At 46.4% G+C, this 22170-nt stretch carries 14 protein-coding genes; 6 read left to right on the top strand and 8 right to left on the bottom strand.

Going from position 1 to position 22170, the window contains the following annotated elements; translation table 11 throughout:
* The first annotated feature begins 22 nt into the window (after window positions 1–22).
* The gene (locus ACXLDX_RS11010) at window positions 23–2578 is read left to right on the top strand and encodes a cache domain-containing protein (RefSeq protein ID WP_457577231.1); all 2556 of its coding nucleotides are present in this window, start codon (window positions 23–25) and stop codon (window positions 2576–2578) included.
* Window positions 2579–2711: 133 nt separating this feature from the next.
* On the opposite strand, the gene ACXLDX_RS11005 is transcribed toward ACXLDX_RS11010, so the two are convergent.
* Entirely contained in the window at window positions 2712–3932 is a 1221-nt protein-coding gene (locus ACXLDX_RS11005; RefSeq protein ID WP_457577230.1) for an NADP-dependent isocitrate dehydrogenase, read from the bottom strand.
* Window positions 3933–4203: 271 nt separating this feature from the next.
* Between ACXLDX_RS11005 and ACXLDX_RS11000 the strand changes: the two genes are divergently transcribed.
* Window positions 4204–4464, top strand: coding sequence for a bacterioferritin-associated ferredoxin (locus ACXLDX_RS11000; RefSeq protein ID WP_457577229.1), 261 nt, complete (start codon window positions 4204–4206; stop codon window positions 4462–4464).
* On the opposite strand, the gene ACXLDX_RS10995 is transcribed toward ACXLDX_RS11000, so the two are convergent.
* From ACXLDX_RS10995 to ACXLDX_RS10965, 7 genes are all read right to left on the bottom strand, one after another.
* Entirely contained in the window at window positions 4429–7557 is a 3129-nt protein-coding gene (locus ACXLDX_RS10995) for a hypothetical protein (protein ID WP_457577228.1), read from the bottom strand. The genes ACXLDX_RS11000 and ACXLDX_RS10995 overlap by 36 nt on opposite strands.
* 435 nt (window positions 7558–7992) lie before the next feature.
* Window positions 7993–9495 carry a tripartite tricarboxylate transporter permease gene (locus ACXLDX_RS10990; RefSeq protein WP_457577227.1) on the bottom strand — a complete coding sequence of 501 codons (1503 nt, stop codon included), beginning with the start codon at window positions 9493–9495 and terminating at the stop codon, window positions 7993–7995.
* 95 nt (window positions 9496–9590) lie between these two features.
* Window positions 9591–10052: a tripartite tricarboxylate transporter TctB family protein gene (locus ACXLDX_RS10985; RefSeq protein ID WP_457577226.1), complete on the bottom strand. Its 462-nt coding sequence runs from the start codon at window positions 10050–10052 to the stop codon at window positions 9591–9593.
* A 6-nt stretch (window positions 10053–10058) separates the two neighbouring features.
* Window positions 10059–11000, bottom strand: a complete 942-nt coding sequence (locus ACXLDX_RS10980; RefSeq protein WP_457577225.1) for a Bug family tripartite tricarboxylate transporter substrate binding protein — start codon at window positions 10998–11000, stop codon at window positions 10059–10061.
* A 236-nt stretch (window positions 11001–11236) separates the two neighbouring features.
* Entirely contained in the window at window positions 11237–12580 is a 1344-nt protein-coding gene (locus tag ACXLDX_RS10975; protein WP_457577224.1) for a sigma-54-dependent transcriptional regulator, read from the bottom strand.
* Window positions 12581–14992 (bottom strand): ATP-binding protein, encoded by a 2412-nt coding sequence (locus ACXLDX_RS10970; RefSeq protein ID WP_457577223.1) that lies wholly within the window; start codon window positions 14990–14992, stop codon window positions 12581–12583.
* Window positions 14993–15004: 12 nt separating this feature from the next.
* Window positions 15005–16624: an ABC transporter substrate-binding protein gene (locus tag ACXLDX_RS10965; RefSeq protein ID WP_457577222.1), complete on the bottom strand. Its 1620-nt coding sequence runs from the start codon at window positions 16622–16624 to the stop codon at window positions 15005–15007.
* Window positions 16625–16954: 330 nt separating this feature from the next.
* Here ACXLDX_RS10965 and ACXLDX_RS10960 point away from each other — a divergent pair, with 330 nt between their 5' ends.
* From ACXLDX_RS10960 to ACXLDX_RS10945, 4 genes are all read left to right on the top strand, one after another.
* Complete coding sequence (locus ACXLDX_RS10960; RefSeq protein ID WP_457577221.1) at window positions 16955–17599, top strand: GntR family transcriptional regulator; 645 nt, start codon at window positions 16955–16957, stop codon at window positions 17597–17599.
* Between the two features lie 227 nt (window positions 17600–17826).
* A complete protein-coding gene (locus ACXLDX_RS10955) occupies window positions 17827–19251 on the top strand; it encodes an ATP-grasp domain-containing protein (protein WP_457577220.1) in 1425 nt (474 codons plus the stop codon).
* Between the two features lie 6 nt (window positions 19252–19257).
* Window positions 19258–20853 carry a KamA family radical SAM protein gene (locus ACXLDX_RS10950; protein ID WP_457577219.1) on the top strand — a complete coding sequence of 532 codons (1596 nt, stop codon included), beginning with the start codon at window positions 19258–19260 and terminating at the stop codon, window positions 20851–20853.
* Complete coding sequence (locus tag ACXLDX_RS10945) at window positions 20850–22028, top strand: M20 family metallopeptidase (protein ID WP_457577218.1); 1179 nt, start codon at window positions 20850–20852, stop codon at window positions 22026–22028. The genes ACXLDX_RS10950 and ACXLDX_RS10945 overlap by 4 nt, the downstream gene beginning before the upstream one ends.
* Window positions 22029–22170: the final 142 nt, after the last annotated feature.

Genomic DNA, 22170 nt, shown 5'->3' with positions numbered 1-22170 from the left:
GTAGGCGGTAACGGAACCGTCTTTGTTCTTTCTCTGTGTTTTTCGCAAGTACATGATTGCCCATCATGATAAATGCGAAATCCATATTGGTCAAGAGATATATTGCTACGCGTGTGCCCACAACTCGAGACATTTCAGCGGTATCCCAAAAATCAACCAGCCGGAAATACAGGAAAAAATTTTCACGATTGATCCAAAATATGCCTGCAAACCGAAAACTCAAGTTGGGTCATTCTGGATTTTTCAGGAATACAGAAAATTCAACGATGAGCTGTCCGGATTAAAAACCAAATATTACATTGCCCGGAAAAAGGAGATTAAAAATGAGGTTGATCGTGTGTTGAATTACGTGAATTTTCAACGGGCGACTACGGAGGAAAAACTTAAAAAAAATATAAAATCAAGGGTTTTTGAGGCGATTGCCTTGGCTGAAAATCTTTATAAGACCCACCACAGCCAAAAAAGTGATGAAGAGATAAAGACCCTTATCAGGGAAGCACTTCGTCCCCTCCGGTTTAATGATAATCGCGGTTATTTTTTCATTTATGATATGAAAGGCAATAATATTCTACTCCCGGCATTCCCGAAACTTGAAGGGCGGAATCTGTGGAATCTGAAGGACAGCAGAGGAGACTATAATATCCGCAGGTTTGTCCGTATTCTGCAGGAAAAGGGGGAAGGATTTCTGCACTGGTACTGGTACAAACCGGACAGACGGGATGTCATGTCGGAAAAAATTGGTTTCAGTAAGGTTTTCAAACCGCTTAACTGGTGGATTGGTACTGGTGAGTACCTGGAGGATTATCGGAAAAATATTCAGAGAGATGTCCTGGAATGGATCAATAAAATTCGTTTCGGCCGTGACGGCTATATCTTTGTTTATGACTTTCACGCCAATACTCTCGCACATTTCAAAGAGAAGAATATCGGTGTCAATCGTTGGAACTTCAAGGATTCAAGCGGTCAGTATGTTGTCCGGAAACTGATTGAGATAAGCCAGAAGGAGGGCGGAGGGTATCTGGATTATGTGGGGACTATCAGGCCGTCAACCGGAAAACCCGCCGCAAAAATCGGTTACGCAAAAGCTGTAAAAGATTGGAACTGGATGGTTGGCGCCGGACTTTATGTGGATTCGATCAACGATGTGATTATGGCGAGACAGAAGGCTCTCGGCAGAAAGATTAGAGCATCCATACTGACCATACTGGCTATCCTTGTCACCTCTTTTGTCTGCATCTGTTTTATATCGAGGATTATCTCTAGAAAAATCGCAAAGAATATTGCAATTTTCAGCTATTTTTTTGAACAGGCGGTTACGGAATCTGCCAGGATCAGTGATGAGTCGGTATATTTTTCTGAATTTAAACAGCTTGCCCGTTCGGCAAACACCATGGTTGATGAACGAAAACGGGCTGCGGATGCCTTTGAGAGATTACAGAAACAGTTACAGCAGGCGCAGAAAATGGAGGCAATCGGTACTCTCGCCGGAGGTATAGCCCATGATTTCAATAATATTCTTGCAGCAATCCTGGGGTATGCCGAGATGGCAAAGGATGACAGCCCCCCGGATTCATCCGTGGCAAAAGACCTTGAAAAGGTTCTGGATGCGGGATTTCGGGCGAAAGAGCTTGTGCAGCAGATTCTCTCTTTCAGCCGTCAGGCGGACACGCAATGCATACATGTGCAACCGGCGACTATAGTCAATGAAGTAATTAAGATGTTACGGCCCTCTCTGCCGTCGACAATCAAAATAAACAGTGAAATTTCTCCCCATGTTGAGACTATTTTTGTGGATCCCACCCGTGTTCATCAAGTTATAATGAATCTCTGCACCAATGCATTTCATGCCATGGAGGAAAACGGTGGTACACTTGATATTATTCTGCAGGAAAAAATCCTTGATGAAAAAACCATTAAAGAACAGGAACTTTCCGGCAAAGCCGGAGTGTACATAGAACTGATCGTCAGGGATACGGGGCAGGGGATTTCCCCTGCAATCAGGGACAGAATATTTGACCCATATTTTACAACCAAGGAGCAGGGGAAGGGAACAGGTATGGGACTGGCCACTGTTCATGGTATTGTAAAAAGTTACGGGGGATTTATTTTACTGGAAAGTGAGCCTGGAAAAGGCACTGCCGTCCATGTGTTTTTCCCGGTAGGCAACAGGGAAGTGACACCCGGAAAGAATTGGGCGGAATCCCTGGCATCCGGGAATGAGAGAATTTTATTTATTGATGATGAGGACATTCTTGCGGAAATGGGCAGGGATGTTCTGAAACGACTGGGTTATCGGGTGACGGTGAGGACGGACAGCCTGACCGCATTGGAAACTTTTCAGAACCAGCCGGACCAGTTTGATGTGGTCATCACTGACCAGACAATGCCTGGCATGACCGGCACAGAGCTGGCGAGAAAGATGATGCTGATACGACCAGATATCCCCATTATTCTCTGTACTGGCTATTCAACAGTAGTCTCAGAGGCCAAAGCAAAGTCGATGGGTATCAGGGAGTTTGCCCTGAAGCCTCTTTCGAAAAAGGACATTGCGGCACTGATCAGAAAAGTCCTTGATTGAAAAAAACAATTTTAACCTGTGTCCATCCGGCAATAGTCTTTTCGCCTGTACTCAGTGTTGCCGGGAAATGAGAAATACTCACTGATGACTGATATGAGGCTTTCTTATTTCCCGGCTCTTAAAAATTGATTGTTCAAGATACCCTTAATGCTCTTTTCAGGTTTTCATCGAGTTTGGCCAGAAATTCCTCAGTGGTGAGATATGTCTGGTCTCCACCGACGAGCAAGGCAAGGTCCCTGGTCATAAAGCCGGATTCCACTGTGTCAACACAGACCTTCTCGAGGGTTTCTGTAAAATGCATGACCTGAGGTGTTTCATCAAACTTTCCGCGATACCAGAGGCCGCGGGTCCAGGCGAAAATCGATGCTATAGGGTTTGTTGAAGTTTTATTTCCCTTCTGGTGTTCACGGTAGTGGCGTGTGACTGTTCCGTGGGCGGCTTCAGCCTCAACTGTGCCCCCGTCTTCTGTCATGAGTACCGATGTCATCAGTCCGAGGGAACCGAAGCCCTGGGCAACGGTATCCGACTGAACATCTCCGTCATAATTTTTACAGGCCCAGACAAAACCGCCTTCCCACTTCAGGGCGGAGGCCACCATGTCATCTATGAGCCGGTGCTCGTAGGTGATTCCCGCCTTGTCGAATTTCTCTTTGAATTCGTGATCAAAAACCTCCTGGAAGATATCTTTGAACCGGCCGTCATATTTTTTAAGGATAGTATTTTTGGTGGAGAGATATACAGGCCATCCGAGATTGAGCCCGTAATTCATGCAGGAGCGGGCAAAACCACGGATTGAGGCATCGAGATTGTACATTCCCATGGCGCAACCGGAATCGGGAAAGTCAAATACTTCATGTTCAATGGTTTCACCTCCGTCCGCTGGTTCAAATCTCATAATGAGTTTACCGGCACCGGGGACAAGAAAGTCAGTGGCCTTATACTGGTCTCCAAAGGCGTGACGGCCGATGACAATCGGTTTTGTCCAGCCCGGGACAAGTCGCGGGATATTGCTGCAGAGAATCGGTTGCCTGAAGACGGTACCGCCTATTATATTGCGGATAGTCCCGTTAGGCGAGCGCCACATCTGTTTCAGGTTGAATTCACTGACCCGTGCCTCGTCGGGAGTGATGGTCGCGCATTTTATACCAACTCGATAACGGTTAATGGCTTCAGCCGCCTCAATGGTGATACGGTCTTCAGTGGCATCTCTTTTCTGGATAGAAAGGTCGTAATATTTCAGATCCACATCAAGATAGGGAAGAATCAGTTTTTCTTTGATGAATTTCCATATGATTCTTGTCATTTCATCGCCGTCGAGTTCAACGACAGGATTTTTAACTTGTATCTTTTCCATTTTTTCCTTTTTTCTTCTCTCTGATTCCTGTGGAACTCAGCCGGATTGTTTTTTAATCAGTACAATATGATTTTTGAAATACACCTGATAAAACAATCACCTCCCCGGACTCACAAGGATCAGGCCGACTGTTGTACATAATCAGATTCTTTTTTGTGTGGGTATTTTGTCCGGATATTTATTATAAATTACTTATTAATTAAAGGCCACCTGGAATCTCTCCCCTCTACAATTAGCCAGGTGAGTGTCTCTTTCTGTTTATGGTGAAGGTATGAAAAAACGCATCTGTTATTGTTTTGGCTATTCGGTGAAGGATATCGAAGAGGATCTGATTAAAAACGGCAGGTCAACGATTCAGGAACGAATTATGCGAGAAAAAAAAGACGGGGCATGTCAATGCCATACCAAAAATCCCTCGGGAAAATGATGTCTTGCCGATGTTCACCGTGTTGTGAGCAATGTCATGAAAAGAGAAGGAATCGAATCGGTCAACGATTCAGGTCCATTTTCTGCTCAGACCAAGTTTCTTTAAATCCTGAAGGTATTGTTCGGACCTTTCAAGGTAAAAAGAGAGGGGTCTGGAGAAATTTTTACCAACAAGACCATCAACAAAGAACTGACTGATCTCTTTATATCTTTTCAGAACAAGCTGAGAACGATAAAAAATAAGCCATTCCTCTTCTGTCATCTGCTGAAAAATGATGGCCAGGGCTTTATGGGCCCGCGGTTGATACAACCAGAAATACATCAGATCCAGGGCATTGACGATAATAAATTTTTCCTGTTCTCTTGCCTCATAATTCAAAGTTTCCATAGTCATTTTTGGTGACTGCAGCATTTCAAGTACATCTTCTTCCGGAAAATGTACCTCCAGCCGGGCAAACACCGCAAACAACTGGGATATCTTGTTCCGGTAGGCCACAAGTCTCGCCCGAATATTTGCCTGCCTGTCTGCCAGTCCTTCGATAACGGCCGCTACACAGTCGGATGCAAATTTGGAAATGATGGCAGCCCATCTTTGTAGAACTGTCGATATATCTGGAATACCGGCAAACTGTAAAATAGTTCCAATAAAAATATTCAATAAAACAGCCAGCGGAATCGCCAGAATAGAGCGAAAGAAATTCCCGGCAGCGGCAGCTTTCGGCAAGCCCCGGAAAATATTGTGTCCTGAAATATATAAGCCGTTGGCAAGTCCCATAACCGAATAAAGTAAAACCGGATCAGTGGCTACGGTTATCCCCATGGTCCTCTCAAGCAGTACTGTTTTCACGAGGTAATCCAGAAGCGGTACTGAAAAGCCCGTATATAACAAAGAATCGGCAATACGGCTCCAACTGACCAGGGAATTCCATGGCAATAGAGGTGAGCGTCTCATGCCGCCTCCGCCAAGGACCGATTGAATAATATTTCTCGTACCTGTTATGCCAAACCAGATAAAGGCACCACAATAGGCAAGCAGCCACCAGTCTTTAGTCAGGCTGAAGGTAAGAAAGGCGGGAATAAACCCAATAATGACCTTCAGGCTGTTTTTCAGGTTGGTGTTCAGGTATTTAAAGGAAGTTCTGAGCCGTTTTTCATCTTTTTCCTCCCCGGCTTTTCCGCCGGCACCACCGGGGCGCCCCAGACCGCCAAGAGTTGCAATATTCCCATGGGTTCCTGGATGTACAAGAAACCCGTCAAGTTTCCAGTCCTGCCAGCGCTGGTCAACAGATCTGTTAATTAACGGTAATTTCCTGTACGGTCGATTTTTCCCGGTCATCCCGGAGCGGTCATAGCACCGGCGATGGAAGTTTTTGGTGAGTAAGGCACTGATGGGAATAAAGGACCGCTCCTGTCGGATGACGGCTTCATTCACGGTGCGGCGGGCTCTCGGAGGCAGGGTGTCAACCACTACAAGGCCCATGCCATGCTGATGTTCTGCCTGTCCCGTTGAGCCTGAGCCAATCCGGGAGCCAAGCATTCTTTTTATATAATAATTATGAAATGATTCGAGATTGTATAATATTTCAACCAGTTGTTGTTTCCGGTTAATCATTTTCCGCAGTTGATCTTCGCCCAGTTGTTTTTCGGGTTGGTCGGCCGGCAGGGTTTCAATATATTCTTTCTGGTTATGGCACTGTTCTTCAAAATCCCAGATAATGGCGCGGACACATCTTTTCAGACTGATGACATTATCATCGTTGAGAGCTGTCTGAAGATCACTGATAATGGAATAATGCTGATCTGGGCTTTTGAGATCAACGGCTTCACCGGTTACACCCTTTTCACCGACAACCACGGCCGAATTCATACCATGGGACGCATCCTTGAGATTGTAGGCTTCAATATGCGTAATCATCCCTTTACAGGTATAAAGAAGTTCCAACACGTCCTGGGCTGAGAGATTACTCAGGTTGAGGGAAAACCTGGAACTTGAATGTAAAGCCTGCAGTCTGCGCAGCAGAGCTTTCGGTTTCAGGCGGAGTAATTCGGGGAGATCCTCGCTTTCGCGTGGTCGGCCCGGGTCGTGCAGTTCGGGATTTTGTCCCGGCAGAAGGAATTGTTCAATAATCTTTTCAACGCTCAGATCCCAGAGATCTTTCTTCCCGGCGTTGCTCTGTTCTTTCCCGGCAGGAGAGGATGTTTTCTTGAGGTATGAAAACAGTGTGTTCTGGATAAAGCGGGCCAGGTGCAGGATTGAGGGCTGTCCTGCACCGACGAAGGAAAGAAAGTCTGTGCTGTCTATATCAGGAAAAGAAATCCCGTACTCATCATTTATCCATTTGCGATGCCTGTCGTTAAAGATTTCCAGAACTTCGAAAACATATTTCTGCTGGTAACGGGAAACGGCACGCCCCTCTTCCATCAGCTTTTTTACCGCATCCTGCTTTAAAAATTTCAGCGAAGCACGGTTCGCGTTAAATCCATGAGGTTCCCAGGTAAACCGGACATATTTATCCCGGAAACGGCATGACATTTCTATACCCACCTGAATTTTGACATCAAGGATTGCGCTGGCTTCAATCAATTCTTCAACCACTTCCGGGCTGACAAAATTATAGTAGACAACTTCAAGAAATCTGATTCCCTTGATCCAGGCATCCATGACCAGGTGTGTCGGGGATTTCCGTCCCTTTGTATTGGCGTCATGAACGCGATCGTCAAAGGCATACTGGTTCCACTCCTCGGGCATTTCAAGCAGGTGGTATTTTGACAGCTCTGCCCTCACCAGACGTGGGTTTCCGGTGGACACCATGCGAAAATCATGGGCCAGTTTCAGTTGCCGGAGTTCATTGTCGGAACTTCTGAGCAGGTTTTTCATGATCTGTATCAGAACTCTGGCAGTATTGTATTTGTAATTGGAAGCAGATGACAGGAGAACCTCGTCCCGAAGCGAGCGCAGAGCTTTAATACGGTCACTTGCCTTGCCGCTCTCGAAAGAACCGAGCAGGCTGGCTATGGCATAGGCAATGCGCAATCCTTTAGGAGCCGCCATCTCCTGAATGCCCTGGGGATGCATCTGTTCACCAAGAAGTACCCGCAGCTCTGAAGAATTATTTCCCTGTTCCAGAACATCTCGTACAATTTGCAGAAGCTGATAGTCGTTTTTATCAAAAAATATAGAGGCGGGTTTGTTTTTCATGGCATAATAATCAGAGGGTTCAAAAAAATCTGGCTGAGTTTCATGAATAACCGGAAAAATTGTAATTACTCACAGGTACCCCAGCTTTTCACGGTCTCTTTTGTCCGCATAGTAGGGCTATAGCGAACAAAAGAGCCTGCAAAAATCTGCGGCACCTGTGAGCAATTACAGTTCAGAGGTAATAAAATCACATATTTGCTACCCCTGTGAGTAGTTACGAAAAATTTAATATTACGGTATGCAACAAGCTATTACAACTTTTTCCAGATGGCAGGGAGGGGATGCCAGGCCCCTCCCTGCCGAAACCTGTGAGATCCTGACGTATGCAGGGATGAATTTGAATTGTGTTTTTGAACCACTTGGAAAAAAACAATGTGTTTGAAAAAAGCAGGCTGCCCGGACAAATATTCACGGATTCAGGTTGAAGTGATTCCGTTATTTTTCTGTTTTGGTTTGAGATGCAGTTTCTCCCTTTCTGTGGTGCCTTATGATTTGCAGGAACGGAGGAATGAGCAGCAGAAAAATTACAAACCACAGGGCTATTGCCTGGGGACGGTTGAAAAATATGGAATAACTGCCATGTCCCATGATGAGTGCCTGGGCAAATCCAGATTCCGCGATGGGTCCCAGGATCAGGCCAAGAATCAACGCTCCCAGCGAGAAGCCTGTCTTATGGAGAATAACAGCTGAGATTCCGCAGATCAGGGCGATAAAGATATCGAGTATGCTGTTGTTCATTGCATAGGAGCCGAGGATGGAAAACAGGCAGACTACCGGAATCAGCAGTCCGGTTGGTGTCAGGGAAATACGGGCAAAATATGGCGCCATAAACAGACCGACTACCAGAAAAACGATATTGGCAAGAAAAAGTGACAGGATAAAACCATAAGTCATCACGCCATATTTAGTAAACAGTTCCGGGCCGGGAATCAACCCATGGACGAGAAGTCCGCCGAGCAGGGCTGCAGCAACACTGTTACCCGGTATCCCGAGGGTCAGAGTGGGGATAAGTGATCCCCCGACGCAGCCGTTGTTTCCCGCTTCGGCCGCTGCGATACCTTCCGGATTCCCTTTACCGAAAAGTTCCGGTGTTTTTGACAGTCTTCTGGCAAAATTATAGGAGAGGAACGCTGCAATGGTTGCTCCTTCTCCAGGGAGAATCCCTACTACAGTTCCGGTAAGGGAACCAAGACCGATAAATTTTTTCAGTCCTTTCGGGAGCGGTTCACGTTTTATTTTTTTCAGGATTGAAGTATCGGAAACAATGTTTTTTGTCCCGGTCAATTCAAGCATTTGGGAAATTGAAAACATACCGATCAGGGCCGGCATGAAAGCCACTCCGTCATAGAGATCGGTGAGATCCATGGTGTAACGCAACATTCCTGAAATGGGGTCTGTGCCGATCACTGCAATGATTAGTCCCAGGAGGCCTGAGATTAATGCCTTTACCAGGCGGTTTTCATCGTCGGCCATGGAAACAATTCCAACGAGTCCGAGGATGGCCAGGAGAAAGTATTCGGGAGGTCCGAAAGACAGGGCGAAAATTGCCAGGACCGGGGCGACAAGCAGAAGGATGAAAACAGAGAAGACGCCACCGATAAAACTGGAAATCACCGAGACTTTCAGGGCGAGTCCGCCCCTGCCTTTCCGGCTCATGGGATATCCTTCCATGGCAGTGGCAACGGCAGCAGGAGTACCTGGTGTTCGCAGCAGAATAGCCGGGATTGAACCACCATACATTGCACCGCAGTATACTCCACCCATCAGAATGAGTCCGGTAAGCGGTTCCAGAACAAAAGTTACGGGGATCAGAAGGGCGACAGCCATGGTGGCGGTGAGGCCGGGCATCCCGCCGACCAGAACACCGGAAACCGTACCGATAAAAACGGCAAAGAGTGACACGGGAGTCATCAGGGCCTGCAGCGCATCGAGAATCATTTTTGTTTCCTTGGCAATAGTTGTTGAAATTGATGTCTAAATGCAATTCATACTGCGGAGCTGTTCACGGCTCCGCAGTTCTGTTTAAGGCCACCTTAAAACAGGGAGCTTTCCGGCAACGGAACTCCGAGCAGTCTGTCAAAAACAAGATAGACAAAGACAAGTACACCTGCTGAAGTAAATATTATATGGGATGTTTTACGTGTGCCCAGAAGGTACATGGCTGCCGGCAGAAAGAATAAAGAACCGATATAGAAGCCCAATGGTTCGAGCAGCATTGAGTAGACAAACATCAGGACAAGAAGCCCCCAGAACCTGGCAGGCGTTTCGGTGATGTTCAGACGGCCGTTTTTTCCCTTATCACTGGTGCTCTGTTTTTTCAGCCAGAGTACAATTTCAAGAAGGCATAATCCACCAAAACAGACGGCAAGGAATCGTATATATGTCGCGGTGGAGTGCTGTACCATTTCAGGAAAAGCCGCCGTGCTCCTGTAGAGCAGAACGGCTATTATCAGAAACAGACTGAGGAGAAGAAGTTCCGTTGCTTGTTTTGTCATGGTTTTTTACCAGGGAGTCGAATCAAAGAATTTCTGGGTTTCAGCCTGAAGATCCACAAGGTATTTACGATAATCCTCTCCCTTCATCGGCAGGAGGATCATGACATCTTTTTTGCAGTTGGCGACGAACTCAGGATCGCTCATGACATCCTGCAGCAGTTTGTCCAGGGTGGCTGCAACTTTCTTGCTGATTCCGGCGGGAGCGACAAAACCTCTGGTGGCAGTCATGCTCACATCCAGTCCCTGCTCTTTAGCGGTCGGGACATCAGGGAGAATTTCTGAACGTTTTGAGTCCATGACGGCAATGATTCGCGCAGTTCCGGCCTTGTGCTGGGCCTGGAGCTGGGTCAGGTTCATGAATGATGCGTCAATATGGCCACCCAGAATGAGTGATTTCTGTTCGGTGGATCCTTTGGTGGGCATGAGGTTGAACTTTGCCCCGGTCTGGTTCTCAAATTTCTTTGCGGCGACAAAATCATCAGAACCGATACCGTTGACCGCAACCGTGAGGTTTGCTGCTTTGGCAGCCTTGATAAAATCCTGAAGGTTTCTGATCGGACTGTCCTTCGGAACGGCAATGATAAGCGGGTCCTGCATCATGTTGGCAATAATGTGAAAACTGTCGAGCGTGTATTTTGCCCGTTTGGAGACGATATGGGAAACAATCTGCGTAGTGAACATCATGCCGATTGTATACCCGTCAGGCTTTGCCCTGGCGATTTCTTCAAATCCTTTTTTCCCCCCGGATCCTGGAACGTTTTTAATGACGAAATCAGCGCCTTTGAGGTATTTCTTTGCGGTTTTTACAAACAGTCTTGCTGAGGTGTCGGTGGATCCTCCGGCCTTGGAGGGGACGATAATCTTGATCGGTTTGGACGGGTAGGAGGCCTGGGCCAATCCGGAAAAGGCGAAGAACAGAACAGAAACAAGGGTCAGAAGTTTACGCATAATTTTCTCCTATTGCATGTTTTCGGTGCCTTTATGGCATTTTATTTCTTCCTGCCGGCAGGAAGAAGGGGTTGAAGAACATTATGGCCTGGTTGTTTACAAGGATTGTGCCATTTTCGCGAAGTTGGTGTATGTGTTTTGAATAAATGGGAAAAAAATTTTATTTTGACAGTGATTGGGGAAGGAGTTTCTGGTGGCGGGTCATGAATGACCGGCAATGAGTCAGTATTGACCCGTCACTTTTTCAGATCAAATTTCTGCATACGGAGGTAAAGCCTTTTGCGGGGAATGCCAAGCATTTTTGCTGTTTTTTCTATTTTCCCCCCATTTACGGCAAGCGCTTCTGTTATAATTTTCTTCTCGTATTCCTGGACAAGATAATCAAAACCGAGCTCAAAATGGATCTGGTCTGTAGAATGGGCGGAGGGTTCTGCAAGATCCAGCTCAAGACCAAGCACGAGTTGCTGGGCAACGTTGCGCAGTTCTCTGACATTGCCGGGCCAGAAATAGTGTTCAAGTCTGTCACGGGTTGCAGCATCAATTCGCACCTCTTTTTTCTGGAACTGTTTTGCCGTCAGGGAGATAAAATACTGAAGGATGAGCATTATGTCTTTTTTTCTTCTGCGCAGGGGAGGAATGGTGATTCTGGCTACATTTAACCGGTAAAAGAGGTCTTCCCTGAAAGCACCTTTTTTCACTGCTTTTCTCAGGTCAATCTTTGAGGCGGCAATAATGCGGAAATCAACCGGGATCATCTGGCTGCCTCCAACTCTTTCGATAACTCTTTCCTGCACGGTGCGGAGAAGTTTTACCTGAATTTCCAGAGGCATGGATTCGATTTCGTCAAGAAAAAGAGTTCCTCCGTGCGCCTGTTCGATTTTTCCTATTCTACGTCTGGAGGCGGAGGTGAAAGCTCCTTTTTCGTGGCCGAAAAGTTCACTTTCAACAAGATTTGCGGGAATCGCTCCGCAGTTCAGGGGAATAAATCTACCCGTATGCCTGTGGCCGAGGTCATGGAGGCAATTTGCTGCGAGTTCTTTACCTACTCCGGTTTCTCCGATGAGAAGAACATCGACGTCTATGACGGCAAGGGATAAGAGTATTCTTCGCATTTCCTGCACTTCATCTGAAATACCTATAATGCGTGTTTCTATGTCTGAGTCGGTTTCCAGACGATGCTTCAGTGAACGGTTTTCAAGACCGAGCCGTCTTGTTTCCAGGGCACGTCTGGCCACATCAAGGAGATATTCAGGTGGAGCAGGTTTTTCAAGAAAATCATAGGCTCCTGACTGCATGGCATCAATGGCCATGGGAACATCACCATGACCGGTCAGAATAACAACCGGAATATCTTCCGATATTTTTTTGATTTCATTGAGCAGTTGCAGGCCACTCATACCCGGCATTTTCACATCGGTGATAACTGTTCCCATCCAGTCTTCATGCAGGAGGGGCAGTACTTTTTCAGCAGAGCTGAAAGTGGTAATTGAATATCCTTCCAGCTCAAAAGTCTGTCGACAGGCAAGAAGGATTTCTTCTTCATCGTCAACAAAAAAAATCTCACCTATTGGAATCATCATTCAGTCCCTGGTTTTCTTGAGAGAAATGGAAAATCTTGTGAAGCCGTTTTTATCCTGGCTGGCGACAATAGTTCCACCGAATCCCTTAATAATATTGAAAGAAATAGACAGTCCGAGGCCGAGTCCCTTGCCGACTTCCTTGGTTGTGAAAAAGGGATCGAATACGGTTTCCAGGTTTTCCGGGTCGATGCCACTGCCGTTGTCAATGATCCCCGTTACAACTGTATCACTGGTTTCAGTCAATTCAATAATGATCTTTCGGTTCCCCTGCTCATTATTGCTGACAGCATCAATGGCATTGCTGATGACATTGACAAAAACCTGCTCAAGTCTGATGGAATCTGCATATACTGCTATGCTGTCAGTTCCCGTCGTTCTGGTGACGTCCACACCGGTATTTTCAATCTTGACTGTGAGGAGTGTCAGGGCTCTTTCTAGAACAGTTATGATATCAACAGCTTTGAGTCGATTTGTCCGCCAGCGGGCAAAAGTTTTCAGGTGGGAGATCATTTTGGCCATCCGTTCTATAAGTTCGCCAATTTTCTCCAGGTTTTTTTCGTGAATGTCAACAGCACCCCTTTCCAGCAATTTTTTCGCGTTGTGCAGATAATAGCGCATCGCGGAAAGGGGCTGATTCATTTCGTGGGCTATACCGGCGGAGAGCTGTCCCAGTGCGGCAAGTTTACCGGCCTGGACCAGTTCGTTCTGCACTTTTCGCCGTTCTCTGATCTCCTGCCGCAACCTGACATTGATTCTGCTTAAATGATCCGTTTTTTCCCTGACTCTTTTTTTAAGCAGTTGCTGGGCCTGTTCTCGCTCCGTGACATCATGAACAGTGATCATCAGCCTGCTTCTTTTTCTCTGCTGGACCCTGCTGATGGAAATATCTATTGGAAATGTCGAGCCATCACTTTTTCTACCGGTGAAAGTAAACTGTCTTGTTGATTCATTTTCATTTCTCAGGATTGCCTGGCAGGCATTTATAAAATGTTCCCGGTCTTCTTCGTCAACAATTGAGTAGAGGGAGCTGCCTACCATGTCTTTTTCATCGGCAGTGAAAAGAGAGACCGCCATGGGATTAAAAAAATGTATAATTCCGTCAGGATTGGCAATAACCAGGCCGACGGCGGCATTGTCTATAATTGCCTTGGCATTTGTCTCCTCCACTGTCAAAGCAGTATCTCTGAAGACTCTCAGGGCTGCAGCCATCCTGCCAATTTCATCGTTTCCTGCTTCAGGAACCGCGTAGGTGAGGTCACCTTCGGCTATTGCTGCCATACTTTTTCCCAGGGTTGCCAGGCGGGCGACAATGCTGCCTTTGACATAAAACCATAAGACGGATCCGGCAATAAGAAGGCTGAGACAGACCATACCAGTCAGCAGCCATCTGGCTCTTTCCATTGTCCTTTTGGAACGTTCCATTGCGGACAGGGTTTCCTGCTGTGTGGAATTGATTATCTCGTGGATGATATTCTTGAGTTTACTGATTAAAAAATTGTTTTTTTCCAGTATATTCCGACTCTGTATACCGCCTTCAAGGATTCTTGTGCGTATGGAAAAAACAGAATGCGGGCCCTGAGCGAGAAAAAATATTTCATCCAGAATCTGTTTAAGGGTGAGTGTACTTGCGTCACCAGGGAGTTTTTTAATATCTTGACGCAACAGGGTGATAGCATCTCCCGACAGTGATGTCAGATTTTTGATCTGGTCGAAATCGTTCGAGGTGGAAACCTGGATCATCAGGCTGATCAGCAATACACCATTGGATCTGATTGTTTCTATTGTTTCTTTTGAGCGTCTGTTTGCCTGCAGTCTGTCTTGAAAAATTTTAGATTTTCTCTGTTTGACGGTATCGATCAGTTTTTCCAGCTCAGCGTCAAAATTGTAAGTGTAGTCCTGGTTCAGTGGGTCAACTTCATCTATGAGATCGGCATACAGCCAGCGCAGTCGCTCTGTTTTTTTATTGAGTTCTTTTTCCAGATCCAGTTTTCCGGATACAGACATCTGCAGGGCTTTTAGATTTCTTTTGAGCCTGGAGGCGAGTTTTCTTAATTCTTTTTTTAATCCGGTTGAGCCAGTATTGAGAAGGACAATCTGGTTATTGATCCGTAACAGCAGGCTTTGAATATCACGCTGGATGACGGTGCGAACCCTGTCGTTGGGGGACGAAAGAAGGCGTGGTGCCACCGCAATGATTTCTCCCCCGATTTTCGCAAAATCTGTTACCTGGATAACTTCCTGAACGTGCTGTTTAGTAATTGACTGGAAAAGTTCTTCCGAATGTTGAAAAATGAGCATGGACAATATTCCTACAATGACAGTAATCATCCCGATTGTAGAAAAGGCAAGCAGCAATCTGGTCCATATTCCTGTGGGGAAGGTTTTCAATTGAATAAATTTCATGATTCCCATGAGATGTTTCGGCTAGTAGTTGGCCTGATCATGGAGCGACGACTGATTTTCTCCGCTGCCTGCAAGCAGGTTGTCCGCTTTTTCAAGTTGTTCTGAAACAAAATCGGACCAGTTTTTCAGCAGTTTCCTCCTTCTGTTACTCTCCCGGGGCCTGAAAGAGTTCCCGTTCAACAGGTTGTTCAGTTCAGTATCAACTGATTCTTCCGCAGTTACGGGTAGCGCACTGAAGAGAGTTGTGATTTCTTCTGTGAGTTTTGTCTTTATCGTCTGTTTAATTCCAGGACTCTTCTGCAGTTCAATGAGTTTTTTCCAGATTTTTCTTCGTTCGGGCAACTTGTATGTGATCAGTTGATCGAAAAGCTGGTTCACAAGATGATATCTGTTTCTGGACAGTTCTGAGTTATAAGCCTGGATTCTGTTACCGTTTATATAACTGAGAAGGTTTGGTATCTGTTCTTTTTCTGTTGAGTAAATATTTTTCAGAACAGGCAGACGGCCGATAGCCGGGGAGAGAAGAATTTTCTGGCCGGCGGGCGAGAGAACAAAGGCCAGGAACTGCTCAGCGGGGCCAATATTTTCAGCTCCGTTCAGGAGTGCGATTCCAGCGGGAATGAGAACAACAGGTTTTCCATATTCGAACTGGATGTCGGGATTCAGGGTTTTCTGTCTCTGGGCGAGGAAGTCAATGACGAGGCCAATCCCGAATCTCCCGTTGACGATTCCTTCAGGAACACTGAAACTTCTTGCGGTTATGGTATTAAAATTTCCCGATGCCTTGATCAGGTAAGCCCAACCCTGTTGCCAGCCCATCTTTTGCAGGATACTCTCGACAATCAAGTGAGTGGTGCCCGAGCGGGAAGGGGTCGACATGGCAATCTGACCATAATAGATTTGATCACTGAGGGAGTGCCAGCCGGTTGGGGTCGGAAGTTGGTTTTCTTTTAAAAACCTGTTGTTCCACATGTAACCGACTCCGGAGAGGGCAAAACTGTAAAAAAATCCATCATGATTCTGGAGGTTCAACCCATTGATTTTAAGAGAGGGATATTGAAGGCGGAATCCGGATTGCAATAATCTGCCGGTTTGCTGCAGCACCTCGAAAGCATCGGTGGAAGAAGACCAGAAAAGGTCAAATTTTCTCTGGTTGCCCCGCTGGATTTCCGCCAGGGCAGCGGTTGTTTTCTTATTGAGTATGCTGACCTGGATTAATGGGTTTATTTTATTGAATAAATTGATAAATGGCTGGTAGAATTCAGGTGGGAATGATGTGATGATTGCCAGTTTCTCAATAGTTTTTTCAGGAATCGGCAGGTCGTGCTCTTTTTGGGAAAAAACACTATCCGGATGTATCTGAAATAGATTGAAGAAGAGCAGGAGGAGAAACAGCAAAGCGCGTGGCAGTAAATAGCCGGATAGTTTATCTGAAAATCCGCGGCTGGATGTCGAACTGCCCCAGTCGGGCTTTTCATTAGTTTTTTGTAGCCGAGCCATGGATTCCGGCCATGCCGGTTTATCTGAAAATCCGTAGCCGCAGGTTGTATCGCCGCAGTCGGGATCTTCATTAATTTTTTGAGGCTGAGCCACGGATTCCGGCCATGCCGGTTTATATGGATCAGATAATTGTTTTGTCATGTGCACGGAGCTGTTGATATGAGTTTCATATGCAGCCGGAAATTTAATAGTACCTTATATGTTGGTTTGTGAAAGAAAAAAACAGATTTTTGAATGCGTGAGCATTTTCCGGAGATGCATTTAATTTTTTCTCAGCAGATCCGGTTGTGAATTTTATGGTTGTATTCCACTACCTTATCTTGGATAGTTTACGAATCTTTGACAAATTCAGGAAATAATTCTTGCATTACCCATGAAAAGGAAGTACTGAAAAGTCGAATGTCGACATTATTTACTGTTCCATACGAGGTTGAACCGCGCTGGAATGGTTTTTGAGGATAGGGAAATATTTTGAAGATTGTCAAATCCACATACAAGGATCAGATTGTCGAACATATTTATGATCTGGTTCTCGATGGAATATATTCACCGGGCGACAAAATCAAGGAGAGTCTGCTGGCAAAGGAGCTGGGAGTCAGCAGGGCTCCCGTCCGTGAAGCACTGAAAGAACTCATTGCCAATGGTATTATTGATTACCGTGCCCAGGTGGGAAATTTTGTTGCGGACCTGTCTCCCAAAGAAATCATCGACGCCTATACTACCCGGGGTGTGCTCGAGGGGTATGCCATCATGGAGACAAGAACTTCCTTTTCCTCGGATGAGATTGAGACTCTGGAAGAACTGACCGGAAAAATGGAAAGATATGCTGAAAAGGGCAAACGAAAGATGGTAGTTAAAATCGGTGATGATTTTCATAATATGCTCATCAGTAAAAATAAAAATATGCAGTTGATCGAATATACTGAACGGCTCAGCCTTAAACTGCATGTTCTCTTTTACAGATACTGGCCAAACCTCTATACACCTGAAGAGATCGGCAGTCGGCATATGAAAATTGTTTCAAGTATTATTTCCGGTCATTCAGATGAGATAGAGAGAAGTATCCGGGATCATTATACGGAGACAGGTACGAAAATAGCATCTTTAGGTGAGTAGTAAATTTGATGTTGCCGAGGAGAGAGCGGGCGAGTTAAAAATGTCGACTGTCGACAAAATAGACCGTGAAACGTTATGGATTCTATGAACAATTACAGCTCAGAGGCAATAGAATAATATAGTTAGTACCCCCAATGATCAGTTGCACATTTATAATAGAGGCAGGTCGAAAAAAAACCGTGATCAATTGCGGGGGATTCAGATGATAATAAAATCGGGTAAAGAATATGCAGATCCATGGCGGAGATATTTTATATTCTAATTTGAACTATGATCCTGAAGTGTACTATTTCCTCTATATCGGGGACCTCAAAAATTATGCACTCAATTATTTTGTTCAGGAAGCTCTAGAGAAAAGGCTTCCCGGCCGGAAGGTGGAATTTATTGCAATCGTTCCGGATGTCTGTTTTCAGTATAATTTTTCAAATATTATGGTCATCAACCCCGTGGCCCGGAATGATATGATCGGGGATCACAGCTTCAGTAATGCTGCGGCCGCGCCCAAAACAAGCTGCAGGATCAGCGGCCCCCGGTTTATGTCAGCCGTGTCAAACAATGAAACAGTTTTGTTGCTTATCGAAACTGTTTTAAAAAATCAGGATGAGATTTATATCAATCTTTACGAGAGTCTGATGGAAATGAGTCTTGATTCCCTCGACAGGGTTATTCTTCTCGGGCCGGACAAAAAGATTGCTCAAAAATATAATGACAAGATCGTTCAGTTCAGAGAGCTGCGGGGTATTGTTCCTCTTATTGACGGTGAAGTCTGCAGCGGGGTTGAGGAACTTCTGAGTTTTACCTCTTCTTTCAGGGAACAATGGCCGGATGGTATTTTTGTAAGTGAAGCTTTTTCAGCAGCCGGAGCAAATTCAGCGGTGACCCATACCCAGGAGGAGGTTGCCGCTAAATTCACGGATGACACCTGTGAATACCTTGTGACAAGATATATTCCCCATGATCTTGATCCCACGGTGCTGGCTGTGGTTGCTAATGAAAAGGATGTTTATATCGCAGGTGTTGCTGATCAGACAATTGTTGATGGCAACCGGTTTGTTGGATCGCATTTCCCTTCTGTGACGACATCCGCGCAGCAGAAGAAACTGAGAGAATACACAAAAGCAGTTGGGAAATTGCTGGGTAGAGCAGGCTACAGGGGGATTTTTGGCTGTGATTACCTGATTGACCATGGGGGAAATATTTTTTTTCTGGAAATCAACGCCAGAAAACAGGGAACGACTCTCGAATTCTGTTTTACACTTGAACAGAATCTGCCGAAAGGATCACCTATGCTTCCCGAACTGGAATATTGTGCAGTCATGGAGAACAGATTTCCGCAAACGACTGTGGAAATGAAAGAGAACTCCAGGAGAATCCACTGGGGAACATATAATTATAAGGTAATGGAAGAGCTGGTCACCAACGGGTACATCCCGCAGAATCCCTACGAGCGGGAAACATTCAGGAAAGTGGCAAATGGAGAACTGATCAAGGATTTCGTTATCCTGGAGCATCTGGGCACCAATCTCAAGGTTATGCCGGGGACTTTTCTGTCCAGGGTCGTATCGGTCGGGCGCTGCAGGAATGACGTGGACGAGGGATTGTGTCAGGGGGTAGGGTTTATTAAACAGACAATACAACGGCAGGGAGCATAGAAGAGGATGACATCAACAAATAAACAGATGGGTAATGATCTGATGGAACTGGATACATATACAAACGAACTTCTGGCAGAGCTGGAGACCGGTTACAGTGGCAGTGCCGGTCTGTCACCGGAAAATGTGAAAGAAGTAAAAAAACTTTTTGCAAAGGCGGAAAAGGAAAACCTGACAGGACCGATCATTGATCTGTTTGCCTGTCTGCTGGAGGCTGCCAGACAGAAAAAAGCTGTTCCCTCTGATTTTGGTATTTCAAGCGCTGATCTTCAGCGTCTTGCTATGAAACACCAGCAGATTGATGAACACATGGTTTCGGTCGGCGGTCGTCTGGTGCGGGCCCTGCCCATAGCCGGGCAGGCCAACAGCAGGGTTGAGGAATATCTGGCCACAAAAGACATTGCTGCACCGAGCGGTATTGAAAAATGGGATCAGATTCAGGAAAATATAACAAGAATCAAGTCGGAGCTGAAGATGACGGATGAAGACTGGAATTCATTCCAGGGACAGATCCGTCATGCTGTAGATTCCGTGGCAACGCTGGCAAAACTGATTGATCTGCCGGAGGATGTACTCGAGTCCATTGGTCGGGTAACAGAGTCCTACAGGATGCGTCTTACACCCTATTACACAAGTCTTATCATGCCGGGAGTGATCAATGATCCCATTATGCTTCAGTCGGTACCGACGGGCGAGATGATAGACAACGCAGGTGTTGAAATTCCGCCTGTGGCTGCGGATCATTCTCCGGCCAGGTTGATTGACCAGTTTTACCCGAGGGTGCTCACCATCAAGGTGACGAACATGTGTGCCATGTATTGTACCCATTGTCTGCGACTTGCTCATATTGGCAGAAAAGACCATATGTATTCTAAAGAGGCATACGGTGAGGCCCTGGATTACATAAGAAAAAACGAACGGATACGGGACGTACTGATAACCGGTGGAGATGCATTTGTCCTGCCCAATTCTCTTCTGCAGTGGCTGCTGGCTGAGCTTGATGCCATTGACCATGTGAAGATCAAACGCCTGGGCACCAGGATTCCTGTCACCGCGCCCATGCGGGTTGACAATGAACTGCTGGATATCCTGGAGGAGAGCAGTGACAGAAAACCAATCCGGGTGGTGACCCAGATAAATACGGCCCAGGAGATAACTCCGGTTTCAAGGGATGCATTCAGACAATTGTCCAAAAGAACCTTTACCGTGTTGAATCAGGCTGTATTGCTCAAAGGGATAAATGATACCAGGGAGAAGATGTGGAAACTCTGTGAAACGGTACAGGAATCCTATGTAAGGCCGTATTATATTTTTAACTGCAGTTACAGAAATCCACAGTTCAGTCATTTCAGGGTTCCCCTGGAGATCGGCAGGGATATTGTGGAATCCATGTACGGTAATATCTCAGGGGATGCCATTCCCAGGTATATTGCCACAGCCGGTGGGAAAATCCCCCTGCATCGCTCCAATGTTGTGGAACGGGTCGGAAATGACTATATCCTGAAAAAACCATGGAGTGGTGAAGAGGCCAGTTATCCAGATGCTGATCCCGATGTCTATGGTCGGCAGATATTCGCCTTCAGCAACCGGTGTGAAAAATGAGGGAGAAAATACTGTCGTTTCTGGCAAGAGATGAAGCGGACCAGTTTCATCTGCTTCGGGAACTGGTTCTTCAACCCAGTTTTACCAGGTTTAAAAAAGGAGTGGACAGGGTTGGCCGTCTGCTTGCGGAACAGTTGATCCCATGCGGAATGGATCTTGAGATTGTTCCTTGTGATAAGCTGGGCAACCAGCTGGTTTTTCGTTCCCCTGCAGTCCGAAAAAGCAGGAAACAGCTCCTTCTGGTGGGGCATATGGATACTGTCTTTCCTGAGGATTCATCGTTTAACTGGTATAAAGATGATGGTCAGCTGGTGAAAGGTCCCGGTGTTATAGATATGAAGGGAGGGCTTGTTGCTGCAGTGTCTGCCATCAGGGCCCTCTGCCATTGTGGGTTGCTTGACACCATTCCCCTTACCTTTATCTGCAATTCGGATGAGGAAACAGGATCTCTCGAATCGGTGCCGTTGATACTTGCCGAGGCGGAAAAATCGTATGCTGCCATGGTTTTCGAGTGCGGTGGCCTGGACGGGGAGCTGGTGACCGGGAGAAAGGGAAAAACCGGATACAGGCTGGATGTCTCCGGTAAAGCAGGCCATGCAGCTTTCGCGGGCCGGGATAAGGCCAGTGCCATCCTTGAGCTGGCTCACAAGATTATTGCCCTTGAAAAACTCAATGATCCCGAAGGAGGAATTGTCGTTAATGTGGGTGAAGTGCAGGGAGGAATGGGGCCGAACAGTGTCGCCGAAAAGGCACGGGCGGAGATTGATACCCGGTTTCTTTCCGAAAAGGATGGTGGCAGGGTGGCCGGAGAGATTGCCGGGATAGCAGGCAGTTCAACAATTGCCGGCACCGGAAGTGTACTGTTGCAGACCTCGTCCCGTCCCCCCATGGAACAGACTGACACCAATCGGGAACTCTTTACTCTTGTCAGGGAGCAGGCTGAATCAATGGGGATCACAGTAGTGGAAGAGCTGCGCAGTGGTGTTTCTGATGCAAACACCATTGCCACAGTCGGGATTCCTGTTATTGACGGTATGGGCCCGGTCGGTGGCAGCGATCACAGCGACCGGGAATATATGATTCGATCATCCCTGCCTGAAAAAAGTGGTCTGGCCGCACTCAGTATGATTGCCTGCTGGCAGAAACTTGGCGGGGAGGAGCCTGTGACGGTGTAATTGCTCACAGGTGCAGCAGATTTTTGCAGGCTCTTTTGTTCGCTATAGCCTACTATGCGGACAAAAGAGACCGTGAAAAGCTGCGGTACCTGTGAGTAATTACCATGGGTAATCGGAATGTTTTACAATAATGCAGAGTTGG

This window comes from Desulfomarina sp., assembly GCF_054039375.1.
The sequence above is the reverse complement of the archived record's forward strand: the minus strand, read 5'-3'. Positions and strand labels throughout refer to the sequence as shown.